We start from the raw sequence: 15,736 nt of genomic DNA on the forward strand, positions 1-15,736 counted from the left end.
CCCTCTCGCCGGAGGGGAGAGGGCTATTACTCGGTCACGCCGCCATGGTGAACGGCTCGAGGCCCGCGAGCCGGGTCCGCACTTCGGGCGTGGGAATGCTGCGCGGGCTCAGCCCCTGCACCGCCTTGGCAATCGCGCCGATATGCGCGGGCGTCGAGCCGCAGCAGCCGCCGAGGATGTTCACCTGCCCGGCATCGGCCCATTCCTTGACGAGACCGGCGGTGGTCGCCGGCATCTCGTCATAGGCACCGAGCTCGTTGGGGAGGCCCGCGTTCGGATAGACCATGATCAGCGTGTCGCAGAGTGCCGACAGCGTCTTGACGTGCGGGCGGAGCTGCTCGGCGCCGAACGAGCAGTTGAGCCCGATCGTCACCGGTCTGGCATGGCGCACCGCGTGCCAGAACGCCTCGACCGTATGGCCCGAGAGGTTGCGGCCGGACAGGTCGGTCAGCGTCATCGACAGCATGATCGGCAGGTCGCGGCCAAGCGCCTCGCCCGCCTCGATCGCCGCCATGATGCCGGCCTTGGCGTTGAGCGTGTCGAACACCGTTTCGATCAGCACGAAGTCGATGCCGCCCTCGACCAGCGCATCGATCTGCTCGCGGTACACATCCTTGAGGTAATCGAAGTCGATCTCGCGATAGCCGGGATCGTTGACGTCCGGGCTCAGCGACAGCGTCTTGTTGGTCGGGCCCAGCGCGCCGGCGACGAAGCGTGGACGGCCGTCCTTGGCCTCGAACTCGTCGGCGATGCTGCGGGCGAGCTTCGCGCTCTCGATGTTGATCTCGCGGACCAGATGCTCGGCGCCGTAATCGGCCTGGCTGATCCGGTTGGCGGAGAAGGTGTTGGTCTCGGCGATGTCCGCCCCCGCCTCGAAATAGGCGCGGTGGATCGAGCCGGGCACCTCGGGCTTGGTCAGCGCGAGGATGTCGTTGTTGCCCTTCTGGTCATGGGCAAGGCCGAGAGTGCCCGCATAGGCGGCCTCGTCGAGCTTCCAGTTCTGGATCTCGGTGCCGAACGCGCCGTCGGTGATCAGGATGCGCTTGGCGGCTTCGGCCAGCAGTTTCTCGCGTGCAGTCATGGTCTTGTCCTTCGGTCTCCGCCTGCGCTCCCCTCCCGCTTGCGGGAGGGGTCGGGGGAGGGGCTGAAATCGATACGGTCCGGCGAAGAGGCGCCCATCCCCTCCCCTAGCCCCTCCCGCAAGCGGAAGGGGAATGAAGTTGGGTCAGGCCGCCGCCACCGCCGCCTGTTGCCGCGGGCGCAGGCCCAGCAGGTGGCAGATCGCGTAGCTCAGTTCGGCGCGGTTGAGCGTGTAGAAGTGGAACTGCCGCACGCCGCCCGCATAGAGCTTGCGGCAGAGTTCCGCCGCCAGCGTCGCCGCGACCAGCTGCCGCGCGCCCGGGTGCTCGTCGAGCCCCTCGAACAGCTTCTCCATCCAGGCCGGCACGTCGGTGCCGCACATGGCGGACATCTTCACCACGCTGGCATAGTTCATCACCGGCATGATGCCCGGCACGATCTCGGCATCGATCCCCGCCGCCGCCGCGCGGTCGCGGAAGCGCAGGAAGGTCTCGGCCTCGAAGAAGAACTGGGTGATCGCGCGGTTGGCACCGGCATCGATCTTGCGCTTGAGATTGTCGAGATCGGCCTCGGGGCTCGGCGAATCCGGATGGCATTCGGGATAGGCGCTCACCGAAATCTCGAACGGATGCAGCCGGCGCAGGCCCGCGACCAGGTCCGCCGCATTCTCATAGCCGCCGGGATGGGTGCGGTACTTCTCGCCGGCGCGGGGCGGATCGCCGCGAAGGGCCACGATATGCCGCACGCCCGCCGCCCAATATTCCTCGGCGATCTGGTCGATCTCCTCGCGCGTCGCCTCGACGCAGGTGAGATGCGCGGCGGCGGCCAGCGGCGTCTCGCGCGCGATCTTCGAGACCGTGGCGTGGGTGCGCTCGCGCGTCGTGCCGCCGGCGCCATAGGTGACGCTCACGAAACGCGGCCCGAGCGGCGACAGCGTCTCGATCGAGGCCCAAAGCGTCTCTTCCATCTTCTCGGTCTTGGGCGGGAAGAATTCGAAGCTCACCGCCACATCGCCCGCCACGTCGGCGAACAGGGGCGGTGCCATGGGGTCTACGATACTCATGCCGCCTTCACCTTTTCCACGCTCTCCCCGGTCTTGCGACCGAGCCATAATTTCACCGTCAGCGCACCGCCTTCCAGCGTCTGCACCTGCACCGGGGCGAGCCCGGCGCGATCGAACCAGCCGAGCATCTGCTCGTCCGAAAATCCCAGTCGCGCATGCGCATCGCGGGTGCGCAGTTCCTCGCGCTCGTGCGGCGCGAAATCGACGATCAGCAGCCGCCCGCCGGGGCCGAGCACCCGTGCTGCCTCGCCGATCGCCGCTGCCGGTTGCTGCGCGAAGTGGAGCACATGATGCAATATAGCAGTATCTGCGGTCCCGTCCGCCAGCGGCAACGCATAGAGATCGGCCTGGCGTAACTCGGCATGAGCAAGATCCGCCAGCTTGGCACGCGCTAGCCGCAGCATTTCGGACGAGCGATCGATGCCCAGCGCCTGGGCCGATCGCGGCCCGAACAACTCGAGCATCCGCCCCGTGCCCGTGCCGATGTCGACCAGGCTGCCGAGTGAGCCTTCACCCAACGCGATCGCCATCGCGGCTTCGACTTCGCTGTCCGCGACGTGCAGCGAACGGATCGCATCCCATTGATCGGCATTCGCCTCAAACCATGCCTCGGCAGCCGCGGCACGATCGGCACGCACCGCCGCGAGCCGGGCCTGGTCGGCGATTACCCAGGGATCGCCCGCCAGTTCCCAGGCGTCCAGCGCTGCAAGCACCGGCGCCGTGATCCCCCGCCGGCCCAGCGCCACGAACACCCAGCTGCCTTCCTTGCGCCGCTCAACCACGCCGGCGTCGCAGAGGATTTTCACATGACGCGAAACCCGCGGCTGGCTTTGCCCCAGCACCTGCGCCAACTCGCCCACGCTCAATTCCATGGCCCGCAACAATGCGACGATCCGCAGCCGGGTCGAATCCGCGAGCGCGCGGAAGATGGTGAGGGGCTCTGTCATGGGCGGCTTATAGATATAAAGATATCTTTATATCAGGTCAACGCATCGCTGCGCGGTTGCGTGCGTTTGCGCCTGTGGCTAGCCCCGACACCTCTCCCCGTGAAGGAACCCACATCCATGCGCAAGCTTCTCCTCCTCCCCGTCGCCGCGTTTGCCCTTGCCGGCCTTTCCGCCTGTGGCGGCAACGCGCAGAACGAAGCCGCAGAAGCCAATGAGGCAATGGTTGGCGACAGCAACACGATGGGCGAAGCGGTGGCAGACGTGAACGCGGCCGAAGATGCTGCCTTCACCGATGCCGAGAACGCCTATGCCACCAATGCGACGACCATTGGCAACGAGATCGTCGACTAAGGCGTTTGTGCAGCCTTCCCTCTTCTCGGAGCATCGCCATGCCGCATCTTCGCCCGCTGGGCGCCTCGGGCCTGGATATCTCGCCGCTGGTTCTCGGAGGCAACGTCTTCGGCTGGACCGTCGACAAGGCGAGGGGCTTTCGGATCCTCGATCGCTTCGCCGAGCGCGGCGGGGTGATGATCGACACCGCCGACGTCTATTCGGCCTGGGTCTCTGGCCATAGCGGTGGCGAATCGGAAAGCCTGATCGGCGAATGGCTGCGCACGTCCGGCAAACGCGACCAGGTGCTGATCGCCACCAAGGTGGGCATGCTACCGGGCGATGGCGGCGAAAAGCTGGCGCCCGCTCGCATCGCCGCCGCGGCCGAGGCCTCGCTCCGGCGGCTCGGCGTGGAGACGATCGACGTCTACTTCGCGCACCAGGATGATGAGAGCGTGCCGCAGGAGGAGTATCTCGCCGCATTCGGCACGCTGCTCGATGCCGGCAAGATCCGCGTGCTAGGCGCTTCCAACTTCCATGCGATGCGGCTGAAGTCGGCGCTCGACATTGCCGCCAGGGAAGGCCTGCCGCATATTCGCGTGCTCCAGCCTGAATATAATCTGGTCCGCCGGCACAAGTTCGAAGGCGAGTTGCAGGATCTGTGCATCACCCAGAATATCGGGGTGGTTCCCTATTACGGGCTCGCCTCGGGCTTCCTAACCGGCAAGTACCGCAGCGAGGCCGACCTGGGTAAGAGCGTGCGCGGCGCCGGCATGGCCAAGCTGCTCGCCGGCAGGGGCGGCCCGGTGCTGGCGGCGATGGATGCGGTTGCAGCGGAGACCGGCGCCAGCCTGGCCCAGATTGCCCTCGCCTGGGTGACGGCGCAGGACGGTATCACCGCGCCGATCGCCAGCGCCACCAGCGTGGAGCAGCTCGACGAGTTGATCGGAGCCTGGGATCTCGAACTCAGCCGCGACCAGCTCGATCGCCTGACTGCCGCCGGGGCCTGATGACCGCAGCAGACCTGATCGATCGTATCGTCGCCCAACTCGTCCGCCGCCACGGCGGAACCGTGCGCCGTTGGAAAACGGTGCTGGGCAAGGTGCGCGTCTATGACGCCGAGACGCACCCGCATTGCAACTGGTCGCTGGCCCCCAGCGGGGCGGCGGGCGACGTCGCGGCGGTGGAGAAGCTGCTCGACGAGCTGCGGATCACCTATCCGATCGTCGCCAGCTGAAACCTTGCACCGTCATCCCGGCGATAGCCGGGATCCATTGGGGGCAACGTTGCGGCTCTTGCTGAAGCCGAGAGGCGACTGGATCCCCGCTTTCGCCGGGATGACAAAGGCAAAGAAGGGCGGAGCACGTGGTGCCCCGCCCTTCTTCATCCTCTCCCGGCAGCGATTAGATCCCGACCTTCAGCGTCAGAAAGAACTGCTGCGGCGCGCCGACCATCAGCGTCTGGTTGTCGCCGCTGTTGCCGAACCCGTTGGTACCGATCGTCGAGATGTACTTCTTGTCGAACAGGTTGGTGACGTTGCCCTGCAGTTCGAGCTTCCGGCCGCCCAGGTCGAACGCGTAGCCGAGCGTCGCATCCACCACCACGCGGCCGTCCACGAACTGGTCGTTGGTATAGGTGAAGTAGCGCTTGCTCATGTAGTTCGCGCCGACGCGGGCGTTGAAGCCCTGGCCCGACCAGGTAACTTCGCCCTTCAGCATGTGCTTGGGCGAATCCACCACTGTCTTACCCTTGGTGGGGATCACCGCCGTGGCGGTGCGGACATCGTCGCGATAGGTCGAGTCGTTGTAGCTGTACGAGGCGAACAGCCCGAAGCCCATCGGCAGGCGCACGTCGCCAGTCGCCTCGACGCCGATCGAGCGCGCATCGCCGACATTCTGCAGGATCGCCGGGTTGCCGACGATGCCGGCGCTGGTCGTCACCGCCAGCAGGCGGTTGCGGAAGTTGACGTAATACCCAGCCAGCGAGCCGGTGAAGATGCCGCTCCGATAGCGGCCGCCGACTTCATAGGTGTCCGATGCTTCGGGCTTGAGCTTGGTCGCACCGCTGTTGAGCGCGTTGAAGCCGGCCTGGGTCGTCGCGAACGGGCCGCTGGTCGCCGCCGACACGAAGGCGCGGGTCACCTGGGTGAAGCCGGCGAACAGCTCGGCATTGTCGTTCACCCGGTAGTTGAGGCCGGCATGCGGCTGGAACCAGTCGGTCACCTTGATCCGGCCGCCGGCGAGCCCGCCCGCGACGATCGGCGTCGCATGGTTGGTGACGGCGAAGCCCTTCCAGCCCAGATTCGCGGTCAGCGCGCCCAGCTCGATCTTGTCCTGCACGAAATACTGGACGGTGTCGGTCTGGTACTTCCAGTACCACTGGGTGGCGAACGGGTTGCTCTGGAAGGTCAGGCTGTCGCGGCCCGGGTTGGTGCGGCTGTCCAGCGCGTAGAAGCGGCGCGCCTGGCGGAAATCGTTGCGCTCGTACCACCCGCCGACGGTCACGTCGTTAAAGCCGAGCTTGGTGCCGATATTGCCGAACACGCCGCCGCGGCGGATGTCATATTCGGTGGTGCGCAGCGACATCGGCACGCCGTTGGGCGAGGCGACGTACGGCGTGTACCACAGGCCCTGGCCATGGTTGTTGTGGAAATAGCCCTTCAGCACGCCGTGGACCGCCGAGCCGCCGGTCGTCTCCAGGCCCGCCGAGGCGAGATAGTCGCGGCGCAGGCCCGCGGCGTTGTAATAGGCGTCGTCCGGGTTGAGGAACGGCGCCGGATACACCTTGCCGGCACCCGGATTGGTCGGCGTCACGCCGGTATAGCCGTTGTTGGCGCCGATGTCCGAGACCAGGATCGCCTTGGCATAGTCGTTCGAGATATTGTCCCAGTTGTAGCCGAGACGCTTGATCATATCGAGCGACATGTCCTGATAGTCGTTCTCGCGACGATCGGAGAAGTCGAACGTGCCGACCGCGCGCAGCTCCGGCGTGATCGGGGTGACGATCTTGCCATTGACCTGGTTGATGCGCTGCGCACCCCAGCCCTTCCACTTGTCGGTATCCGAGTGGAGGTAGGAGAGATAGGCGCGGGTGCCGCCCGGGGTGAGCTCACCGAAATCGAGCCGACCGAAGACGCGCCAGAAATTGTCGCTGCCGCCGGTGGCGTTGACGTCGATGCCGAGCTTCTCCTTGGGGTCGCTCGACAGGAATTCGAGCGTGCCGCCGAGATTGTTGGTCGCCTGGGTATCGATCCCGCCCGAGCCCTGCGACACGCGTGTCTCGGCGATGTTCTCGCTGATGATCGCGCGGCTGATGTGCAGGCCGTTGACGTTGCCGTAGCTGGCATCGCCGAGCGGGACGCCGTCCAGCGTGAAGCCCAGCTGGTTCTGGTTGAAGCTGCGGATCGACACGCGCTGCGCCCATTCATAGGCGCCGAACGGATCGGCGCCCTGGAAGTTGACGCCCGGCAGCTTCTCGATCGCCTTGAGCGGGCTGGTGCCCGGCGCGAGTAGTGCGATGTCGGCCTGAGTCAGCGTCTGGATCTGGCGGGTCTCGCCCTTGCCGATCACAACGATGTCGTCGGCGCCGCTCTGCGGCTGGGTGTCGTCGATCAGCGTGGCGGTGGGCGCCGTCTGCGCGAAGGCCGCGCCGGCAGTGAACAGCGACGTGCCGGCGAGCAGCCCGGCGGCAAGCATACGGATGCGCATGCGCATGATCCCCTTGGGAAAGCACCAGGCCCCTCGCCCGTGCTGGGCCGCCGCTAGCCGTGCCGCGTTGCAACATTCGATAGTTAACGCTTCATTCTCGGGACTCCATCGTGACATCTCCGTGACGTTTGGATTTACGCTTCGGAAAAGTCCGGATTTCCCGTTGTCGACCGCTGCCGCACTACGATAGCCATGACGCATCTCGCCCCTCTTGTGTTGCCCAATTGCAACACTATCTGCTGGTCACACGCGAACAGGGATCAGGCATGAACCTCGAAAAATTCACCGACCGCGCCAAGGGCTTCCTGCAATCGGCGCAGACCGTGGCGATCCGCATGAACCATCAGCGGATCAGCCCGGAACATCTTCTGAAGGCACTGCTCGAAGACGAGCAGGGCATGGCCAGCGGCCTGATCCAGGCGGCCGGCGGTGACGCCAAGCGCGCGCTGAGTGAGACCGATCTTGCCCTGTCGAAGATCCCCGCCGTCAGCGGCTCGGGCGCGCAGTCGACGCCCGGGCTCGACAACGATCTTGTCCGCGTGCTCGACCAGGCCGAGACGATCGCCCAGAAGTCCGGCGACTCCTACGTCACCGTCGAGCGGCTGCTGGTCGCGCTGGCGCTGAGCCTCAACACCGCCGCCGGCAAGGCGCTGCAGGCCGCGAATGCCAAGCCCGAGGCGCTCAACACCGCGATCAACAGCATGCGCGGCGGCCGCACCGCCGACACCGCCTCGGCCGAGGACCGCTACGACGCGCTCAAGAAGTTCGCCCGCGACCTGACCGAGGCGGCGCGCGCCGGCAAGCTCGATCCCGTCATCGGCCGCGACGAGGAAATCCGCCGCACCATCCAGATCCTCGCTCGCCGCACCAAGAACAATCCGGTGCTGATCGGCGAGCCCGGCGTCGGCAAGACCGCGATCGCCGAGGGCCTCGCGCTGCGCATCGCCAATGGCGACGTGCCCGATACGCTGAAGGATCGCACGCTGATGGCGCTCGATATGGGCAGCCTGATCGCGGGTGCCAAATATCGCGGCGAATTCGAGGAGCGGCTGAAAGGCGTGCTCGACGAGGTGAAGGGCGCCGAGGGCCAGATCGTGCTGTTCATCGACGAGATGCACACGCTGATCGGCGCAGGGAAAGCCGAGGGCGCGATGGACGCCGGCAACCTGCTCAAGCCCGCGCTCGCCCGCGGCGAACTGCACTGCATCGGCGCGACCACGCTCGACGAATATCAGAAGCATGTCGAGAAGGACCCCGCGCTCCAGCGGCGGTTCCAGCCGGTGTTCGTCGGCGAGCCCACGGTCGAGGACACGATCTCGATCCTGCGCGGGCTCAAGGAGAAGTACGAGCTGCACCACGGCGTGCGGATCACCGATGCGGCGATCGTTGCGGCGGCGACGCTCTCCAACCGCTACATCGCCGACCGCTTCCTGCCCGACAAGGCGATCGACCTGATGGACGAGGCCGCCAGCCGCATCCGCATGGAGGTGGAATCCAAGCCCGAGGAGATCGAGTCGCTCGATCGGCGGATCATCCAGCTCAAGATCGAACGCGAGGCGCTGAAGCGCGAGACCGACGAGGCCTCGCGCGACCGGCTAGCGACGTTGGAGGAGGACCTCGCCAATCTCGAGGAGCAGTCGGCCGGGCTGACCACGCGCTGGCAGGCGGAGAAGGACAAGATCAACGCCGAGGCCGTGCTGAAGGCACAGCTCGATCAGGCAAGGATCGAGCTTGACCAGGCGCAGCGCGCGGGCGACCTCGCGCGTGCAGGCGAATTGTCCTATGGCGTGATCCCGCAGCTCACCCGCCAGCTCGACGAAGCACAGAACGTCACCAAGGGCGCGATGCTGCGCGAGGAAGTGACGGCCGACGACATTGCCGGGGTGGTCGCGCGCTGGACCGGCATCCCGATGGAGCGGATGCTGGAGGGCGAGCGCGAGAAGCTGCTCCACATGGAGGAGCAGCTCGGCAAGCGGGTGATCGGCCAGGCCGATGCGGTGAAGGCGGTCTCCACCGCCGTGCGCCGCAGCCGCGCGGGCCTGCAGGATCCGAACCGGCCGCTGGGCAGCTTCCTGTTTCTCGGGCCCACGGGCGTGGGCAAGACCGAGCTGACCAAGGCGCTCGCCGAATTCCTGTTCGACGATCCCAACGCGATGGTGCGCATCGACATGAGCGAGTTCATGGAGAAGCACGCGGTCGCGCGGCTGATCGGCGCCCCTCCGGGCTATGTCGGCTATGAGGAAGGCGGCGTGCTCACCGAGGCGGTGCGACGCAGGCCGTATCAGGTGGTGCTGTTCGACGAGGTGGAGAAGGCGCACAACGACGTGTTCAACATCCTCCTCCAGGTGCTCGACGACGGTCGCCTGACCGACGGGCAGGGCCGCACGGTGGACTTCTCGAACACGATCGTGATCCTCACCTCGAACCTGGGCAGCCAGTATCTCACCAACCTGGCCGACGGACATCCGGTGGAGGAGGTGGAGCCGCAGGTGATGGAGGTGGTGCGGGCGCATTTCCGCCCCGAATTCCTCAACCGTCTGGACGAGATCATCTTGTTCCACCGGCTGGGCGCGGACCACATGGCGCCGATCGTCGACATCCAGGTCGGCCGCGTGGCCAAGCTGCTCAAGGACCGCAAGGTGGGCATCGACCTGTCGCCGGCGGCGCGGGAATGGCTTGGCCGCGTGGGCTATGATCCGGTGTACGGCGCGCGTCCGCTCAAGCGCGCCGTGCAGAAGTACCTGCAGGATCCGCTCGCCGACCTGATCCTGCGCGGTGCGGTGAAGGACGGATCGACCGTGCATGTCGACGAAGGCGACGGAGCCTTGGCGCTGCGCGTCGATTGATCTGCGGGAGGAGGGGCGGCCATCGCCCCTCCTCCCGCCCGGTACTCTAGACGATCAGCAGCCTGCTTGCGGCTGGCAGCTTCCAGTCTGCACGCGCTCGATATTCTGACGGTCCGCTTGACGAAGTTCAGCCCATTGCGCGCGCGTGTGGCAGACCTTGCGAGTCTGCAGCCGGCTCCCCAGAACCTCTTCCTTCACACAAACCATCTCGTTTGGATCGCGCGCAGCGCGCGATGACTTCTCAGGCGGTTTCGTAGCCGGGTCCGGTTGCTGCTGCGCTGTAGCCGTCCCGATCCACAGCAGCCCCAGCAGCGCAGCGCACCCCCAAGCGAGACGATTGTTGTTCACGCCGAATCCTCCTGCTCTGCCCACTAGGCATCGATCGAATTGCCGATGTATGCTATAGCTTGTAGCCGAATTTCGTCACCCAAGGCGCAATTTTCGGGAAGATCGGCGCAAGGTGATCCCGGTAGCGATGCCACCGTCCCGCCGCCCGCTGATAGATGGGCTCCGTCACCTGCGAATAGCTTGCCGTGGTGATAAGGCCGCGTTCGCGCGCGGTCCGTTGATGGTCAAGCGCCGCAGCCGTCCACGAAAGGTCCAGCCAGTCGAAAAGCGGGCGAACTTCTGCTTCCACGTCTTGCACCAGACGCTCATAGACGATCGTCCGCACCGGCACGTCGAACAGCAGCTGCGCCCGCTCCCAGTGCGCAAAGCTCGCATCATAAAAGTCCGCAGCATCCTCCAGCCGCAGGAAATTGGACATCGCTCGGTTGAGCCGGAAGTTGCTCATCAAGCAGCTCAGCAACACATCGCATGGGTGGCGCAGCGCCAGGATGATCCGGGCTTTTGGGAAAAGCCGGCGGATCAACGGCACTTTGTATAGATAGAGCGGCGACTTATCGACCAGCATCCGACCTGAAGGCAGCGCGGTGTACCGCGCCACTTCCGAGAAATAGTGTGCGCGCGCTGCATCGATGGCTGCTTCGTCCATCGCCGCCAGCGCATCCATTCCGCCGATAGCATCCTCCACGACGTTCAGCGCTGGCTTTTCCTCCAGTACCACCGTCTCCGGATGGCCCATGAGGATCGTGTCCAGTAACGTCGTACCGGAACGCGGAAAGCCTAGGAGAAAGACTGGATCCTGCCCTGCGAACACAGGATCCCGCGTCCAGCCGTTCACCCACGCAGGCGTCATTCTGCCAATTTCGCTGCGCACCTGCGTTCGTAGCGCTTCCGCACGCAGCAACGGCGCCGACTCATGCGCGGCATGGCGCCGCCCGGTTTCCTCAATCCAGTAGAAAGCCTCGTCCGTCCGGCCCAGGCGATCCAGGACCGTCGCCCGCAAATGTGCGGTACGTTCGGGCTCTATGTCAGCTGGAACAAGCTCCAGGCAGCCGAGCGCTTCCTGAAATCGATCAGCGCGACGATGATCGAGCGCAGCCAGGAACGCTCGAGTCCCTGCGTCGATTCCGTTCGCTTCCGCGCGAGCGGCAAGCGGGGCCAGGTCCTCGCCCCGATTGTGGTGTTCGTAATGGATCGCGAGCCCGAGATAAGCGAGTTGCTCATTTGGCCGATGCTCCAGGACGCGGAGATAGGCCTGTTCCGCCTTCTCCGTTTCCATCATGATTCCGTATTCAATCGCCAGCTTGAGCTGGATGGCCATGTCGGCCGGGTCGCGTATCGCGGCAGCTTCCAGCGCTTCCAAGGCAGGCTCATGACGGGCCTGCTCCTTCAACACGATATAGAGTTCGTGGAGCGGCCTGGCATCCTGCGGAAAATCACGCGCCGCGTCCCGCAACGTCGTTTCCGCATCGTCGCCCCGCCCAGCGGCGCGATAGGTGAGCGCAAGGTTGATCCGGGTCGGTGCCGCGGCAGGATCCGTGGCGACCGCACGTTCAAGGACGGCGATTGCTCCATCCAGATCACCGATGGCAGCGCGGGCATTGCCAAGATTGTTGAGACTATCGACATCGTTCGGCACGCGCGCGATGACGAATGCATAGGCTTCCACCGCCTCCTCAAATCGCGACAGGGACTGTGCCAGGAAACCGCGATATCGCGCGATCCGCAGGGAGGGGTCAGCCGTGGCACGCGCCATCGTTGCGATATCGAGTGCATCGGCATGGTTACCGCGATCGATTTCGATCGCGATGCGATTGCAGGCTATGGTCACATCGTCGGGCCGCAGTTGCGCGGCTTCCGCCAGATGGACCGCTGCCGTCTCCAGCGCGCCACGGCGAGCGCAGACCATGCCTAGGAATGCCCGGAGCGGCGCCGCATCGCTGCTCCCCGCCAGCGCCGCCTCCGCCAGCGCTTGAGCGCCGAGAAGATCGCCCGCTTGCGCAAGCCGCACCGCTTGGCTGAGCGCGGAGGGTTCGGATGCAGGTGAGGAAGAGGCTGATTTCATGGCAGAGCTTGTGCGCCGTTCGGCTGGGGTAAAACAAGAGGGGCGGCCGGCAGAAAGCCGACCGCCCCCAATGGATCTTAAGTCGCTCGCCTCAGAAGTTGAGCGTTACGCCGGCGAACAGATAGCGACCAAGCGCATCGTAGGTAGCCGGATAGGTGTTGCCGTTGCAGGGCCCGGTGGGGCACTGGTTCGAGCCTGCACGGCCGGCGTTGCCGGACGTCACAAGCGGCGGCTCCAGATCGAACAGGTTGTTCACGCCGAGACGGAACGTGTACGACTTCCCGATCTGGAAGCTGCTCATCAGGTCGATATAGTTATACGGCTTGAGGCGGCTGCCCGGATCGAAGACGAACGCACCCTTCAGCGCTTCGTCTGGGCTGGTTGCCTGCGAGTGGATCGCGCCGATGTAGCGCCACTGCGCCGAAATGCCGACGCTCTGGTTCACCTGCCAGCTAGCACGCAGCTTGTGCCGCCACTTGGGCAACGGCGCACCCGCATTCGTCGTGCCGCCGATGCTGCAGGTCGAACCGTAGTAACCTGCGCAGTCATACGGCTTGCTCAGGCCGTTATTGACACGATAGCTGTCCAGATACGTGCCTTGCATGTTGAACGACAGCCGGCCCAACGACCCTAGCCCAACAGCATAGCTTGCACCGACCTCGATACCCTTGGTCTGCAGTTCACCGACATTGTTCGGCAGATCCGAAACATAGCCGCCCGGCGTCAGCCAAAGCGAGCCTGCCGCATCACGACGCACGAGGGCGCACGATGCGGGCGTAAAGGTAGCCGTCGCCGTTGCGCAATCCTGCAGGATCGCGTCCTGGCCGAACGCACGAATCGCGTTCTTGATCTTGATGTCGAAGTAATCGACCGTGACCGCCAGGCTACGAAGGAAGCTGGGCTGGAAGACGAGACCAGCCGTCTTCGTGGTCGCCACTTCCGGCTGCAGGTTCGGATTGCCACCAATCAGACCGTTATACTGACCGGCCGGATTGCCGGTGACACCCTGACCGACGGCGATGCCCTGTGCGCGACAGCCGTAATTGGTCGCCGTGATTGGGCCGATATCGGCACACGGATCGACCGAGCCGTTCAGCCCCACCGTCGCCGTCGAGAACAGCTCCTGCAGATTGGGCGCCCGCACCGCGCGGTTGTAGGTACCGCGGAGCCGGATGTCGGAAACCGGCGCGAACTCAACACCAACCTTGTAGGTATCGGTGTCGAACTTGTTGTCTCGGCTCGTCTTGTACGAAGAACGACGATAGCCGGCGTTGATTGCCAAAGATTCGATGAAGCCGTTCTGAACGATCGGTATCTGCGTTTCACCGAAAAACTCATAGACGCGGAAGTTGCCGGAGATCGGCAGGGTCCTGCCGCCCTGGCCGGTCAGATCGCCGGCTTGGAAGGCGCTGTCGGTCTGCAGGTCCAGCGACGAGCGACGCCATTCGACGCCCAAGTTCACGCCGATTCCGTCAGTGGCCCAGGGAAGCCGTGCACCATATTGGCCGAGATCGCCGGTGAACGAGACGTTCGCCACCTGCTCCGTGGTGTTGCCGCGCTGAAAACCGGTGGCAGAAAGATAGGCAACCGACTCAGCACTGGCCTGACCCGGTCCCGCGAAGACGTTGTAGGGCACGCACGCAGCGTCGCTGCCGTCGAGCACGGAGCGGCAGATCGGATTGATGCCAGCCACGCGCGGGTCGTCGACTACATCTAGTGCGCGGGTCAGCCGTGCAACCGAAAACTCGTTCAGATAGGTCTGCGAATAGTTCACCCGACCATATTGGTAGGAGGCGTCATAGCTCCACACCGGGGATAGGTCGCCCTTGGCGCCGATCACGCCACGGAAATTGGTGTGTTGCAGGTCCGCCTGGCGGGGCCCACCCTCGGTGTTGCGGCGCAGCAACTGCATGAAAGCGCGGTTATAAGGCGTGCCAGTCCGTGGATCGAAGAAGGTGAGCGCCGGCGCGCTGGGGTTCGGGTTGTAGGGCGCGGCAGCTGCCAGGGGGAAATCGCCCAGGAAGCCGTTGATCAGGTTGCCCGAAGCGCAGATGACCGAGCGCTGTGCCGCGCTCAGCAGCGGGTTGTCGCAGTTCACCGTGAGTGTGTTACCGAAATCGCCCGACGGCGCGATCTGCGCCACCGTACGATCGTCCATGAACATGAACTCAAGATACGGCTTGAACGAGTCCGCAACTTCATAATTGATGAAAGCACCAGCGGTAAATCGTTCGTCTGGCCGCTGAAAATAGTTAGTCGGGGCGAAGTTAAAGCGGGTAGTCGTATTTTCGAACCCGCCGTTTGGCATGAAAGTATAGACAGTCGACGAGCTGGTGTTGAGCCGCGGATCGAAAAGAATCGCCGTGCCGTTACCCGAGGTCAGCGAACCGCCGCACTGCGGACGGCCGGCGCCGGTGTTCTGGATCGTGCAGGCGCTGTAATCGCGCCGGGCCTGCGTTACGGCGTTGACCTTACGATAGCCGAAATAGGCCATTGCATGGCCGCCATCTCCCAACTTCGTGCCGAACGCGACCGTTCCGTCGAACGCACCACCATCGACGACACTGCCGGTCGGATAGTCAAAACCGCTCTGTCCGGCCGCAGTGCGCGCGTCCAGCAGCGGCGGCGTAACCTTATTCCGGTTGCCGTGCTGGTACACGCTGTATTGACCATCGATCCGGAACCCTTCGAAATCGGTATCCAGGATGAAGTTGACGACGCCGGCAACGGCGTCGGCGCCATAGGTGGACGAAGCGCCACCAGTCAGCACTTCAACGCGCTTCACCATAGCGGCAGGGATGATGTTGATGTCAGCAGCAGAGCCACCGCCAGGGCCGGGGGTACCCGGCATGAGCCGGCGGCCATTGACCAGGGTCAGGGTGCGGGCGGTACCCAAACCGCGCAAGTCGACCGTGGCGGTACCAGTGGCGCCGTTGGCGAGCGAACTCGCTTGGCTGGCCGCGACGGACGGCAACGAGTTCAGAAGATCTTCAACGCGGGTCGTTCCCTGCGCCTTGATGTCTTCGCTCGAGACGACCGTAACCGGCGCAGTGGACGTCAGATTGGGCTGCGGAATGCGCGATCCGGTAACGACGATTTCCTGCGAACCTTGCGCGGCGTCGTCGGTCTGCGGAACCGTATCCTGGGCAAGAGCCGGCGATGCCGTCAGCACGCCTGCCAGGACGAAAGCCGACAAGGCAATCCCCCCCCGGAGCTTCACTTGCATGTTCTTCATGAGATTCCCTCTTTGCCCGGCGATGTTGGTGCATGGGCACACATGCCGGATTACTCCCCGCACCGCTCACTTCGGCTGAAATGGCGGAGCTTGGCACGAGAGAAGCAGTTGCAAGCCT

11 protein-coding genes are annotated in these 15,736 nt (G+C 64.8%); 4 read left to right on the forward strand and 7 right to left on the reverse strand.

Features of this window, described 5'->3' with window-relative positions; translation table 11 throughout:
* Positions 1 to 34: 34 nt before the first annotated feature.
* From ACNFJ7_RS10575 to ACNFJ7_RS10585, 3 genes are all read right to left on the reverse strand, one after another.
* Positions 35 to 1,081: a homocysteine S-methyltransferase family protein gene (locus ACNFJ7_RS10575; RefSeq protein ID WP_019369253.1), complete on the reverse strand. Its 1,047-nt coding sequence runs from the start codon at positions 1,079 to 1,081 to the stop codon at positions 35 to 37.
* A gap of 144 nt (positions 1,082 to 1,225) precedes the next feature.
* Positions 1,226 to 2,125 carry a methylenetetrahydrofolate reductase gene (metF, locus tag ACNFJ7_RS10580; RefSeq protein ID WP_019368396.1) on the reverse strand — a complete coding sequence of 300 codons (900 nt, stop codon included), beginning with the start codon at positions 2,123 to 2,125 and terminating at the stop codon, positions 1,226 to 1,228.
* Positions 2,126 to 2,139: 14 nt separating this feature from the next.
* Entirely contained in the window at positions 2,140 to 3,090 is a 951-nt protein-coding gene (locus tag ACNFJ7_RS10585; protein WP_058805405.1) for an ArsR/SmtB family transcription factor, read from the reverse strand.
* Between the two features lie 117 nt (positions 3,091 to 3,207).
* On the opposite strand from ACNFJ7_RS10585, the gene ACNFJ7_RS10590 reads away from it, so the two are divergent.
* The 3 genes from ACNFJ7_RS10590 to ACNFJ7_RS10600 are packed head-to-tail and all read left to right on the forward strand — an operon-like array spanning position 3,208 to position 4,657.
* Positions 3,208 to 3,441, forward strand: a complete 234-nt coding sequence (locus tag ACNFJ7_RS10590; RefSeq protein WP_019368394.1) for a hypothetical protein — start codon at positions 3,208 to 3,210, stop codon at positions 3,439 to 3,441.
* Between the two features lie 38 nt (positions 3,442 to 3,479).
* Complete coding sequence (locus ACNFJ7_RS10595) at positions 3,480 to 4,430, forward strand: aldo/keto reductase (protein WP_019368393.1); 951 nt, start codon at positions 3,480 to 3,482, stop codon at positions 4,428 to 4,430.
* Entirely contained in the window at positions 4,430 to 4,657 is a 228-nt protein-coding gene (locus ACNFJ7_RS10600) for a hypothetical protein (protein WP_019368392.1), read from the forward strand. Before ACNFJ7_RS10595 ends, ACNFJ7_RS10600 begins: the two co-directional genes overlap by 1 nt.
* Positions 4,658 to 4,823: 166 nt before the next feature.
* On the opposite strand, the gene ACNFJ7_RS10605 is transcribed toward ACNFJ7_RS10600, so the two are convergent.
* Positions 4,824 to 7,133 (reverse strand): TonB-dependent receptor domain-containing protein, encoded by a 2,310-nt coding sequence (locus ACNFJ7_RS10605; protein WP_019368391.1) that lies wholly within the window; start codon positions 7,131 to 7,133, stop codon positions 4,824 to 4,826.
* A gap of 260 nt (positions 7,134 to 7,393) precedes the next feature.
* On the opposite strand from ACNFJ7_RS10605, the gene clpB reads away from it, so the two are divergent.
* A complete protein-coding gene (gene clpB / locus ACNFJ7_RS10610; RefSeq protein WP_019368390.1) occupies positions 7,394 to 9,973 on the forward strand; it encodes an ATP-dependent chaperone ClpB in 2,580 nt (859 codons plus the stop codon).
* A 54-nt stretch (positions 9,974 to 10,027) separates the two neighbouring features.
* On the opposite strand, the gene ACNFJ7_RS10615 is transcribed toward clpB, so the two are convergent.
* From ACNFJ7_RS10615 to ACNFJ7_RS10625, 3 genes are all read right to left on the reverse strand, one after another.
* The gene (locus tag ACNFJ7_RS10615; RefSeq protein ID WP_152997729.1) at positions 10,028 to 10,321 is read right to left on the reverse strand and encodes a hypothetical protein; all 294 of its coding nucleotides are present in this window, start codon (positions 10,319 to 10,321) and stop codon (positions 10,028 to 10,030) included.
* 52 nt (positions 10,322 to 10,373) lie between these two features.
* A complete protein-coding gene (locus ACNFJ7_RS10620) occupies positions 10,374 to 12,383 on the reverse strand; it encodes a tetratricopeptide repeat-containing sulfotransferase family protein (RefSeq protein WP_082664395.1) in 2,010 nt (669 codons plus the stop codon).
* A gap of 91 nt (positions 12,384 to 12,474) precedes the next feature.
* On the reverse strand, positions 12,475 to 15,618 hold the full coding sequence (locus ACNFJ7_RS10625; RefSeq protein ID WP_019368388.1) for a TonB-dependent receptor domain-containing protein: 3,144 nt from the start codon (positions 15,616 to 15,618) through the stop codon (positions 12,475 to 12,477).
* Positions 15,619 to 15,736 lie beyond the last annotated feature (118 nt).

This window comes from Sphingomonas sp. HT-1, from assembly GCF_048568905.1.
Classification (GTDB): Bacteria; Pseudomonadota; Alphaproteobacteria; order Sphingomonadales; family Sphingomonadaceae; genus Sphingomonas.

Coding starts and splice junctions, on each gene's coding strand:
- metF (WP_019368396.1), bottom strand. CDS start 2,125: ATGGCACCGCCCCTGTTCGCCGACGTGGCGGGCGATGTGGCGGTGAGC.
- ACNFJ7_RS10620 (WP_082664395.1), bottom strand. CDS start 12,383: ATGAAATCAGCCTCTTCCTCACCTGCATCCGAACCCTCCGCGCTCAGC.
- clpB (WP_019368390.1), top strand. CDS start 7,394: ATGAACCTCGAAAAATTCACCGACCGCGCCAAGGGCTTCCTGCAATCG.
- ACNFJ7_RS10590 (WP_019368394.1), top strand. CDS start 3,208: ATGCGCAAGCTTCTCCTCCTCCCCGTCGCCGCGTTTGCCCTTGCCGGC.
- ACNFJ7_RS10575 (WP_019369253.1), bottom strand. CDS start 1,081: ATGACTGCACGCGAGAAACTGCTGGCCGAAGCCGCCAAGCGCATCCTG.
- ACNFJ7_RS10605 (WP_019368391.1), bottom strand. CDS start 7,133: ATGCGCATGCGCATCCGTATGCTTGCCGCCGGGCTGCTCGCCGGCACG.
- ACNFJ7_RS10625 (WP_019368388.1), bottom strand. CDS start 15,618: ATGAAGAACATGCAAGTGAAGCTCCGGGGGGGGATTGCCTTGTCGGCT.
- ACNFJ7_RS10595 (WP_019368393.1), top strand. CDS start 3,480: ATGCCGCATCTTCGCCCGCTGGGCGCCTCGGGCCTGGATATCTCGCCG.
- ACNFJ7_RS10585 (WP_058805405.1), bottom strand. CDS start 3,090: ATGACAGAGCCCCTCACCATCTTCCGCGCGCTCGCGGATTCGACCCGG.
- ACNFJ7_RS10600 (WP_019368392.1), top strand. CDS start 4,430: ATGACCGCAGCAGACCTGATCGATCGTATCGTCGCCCAACTCGTCCGC.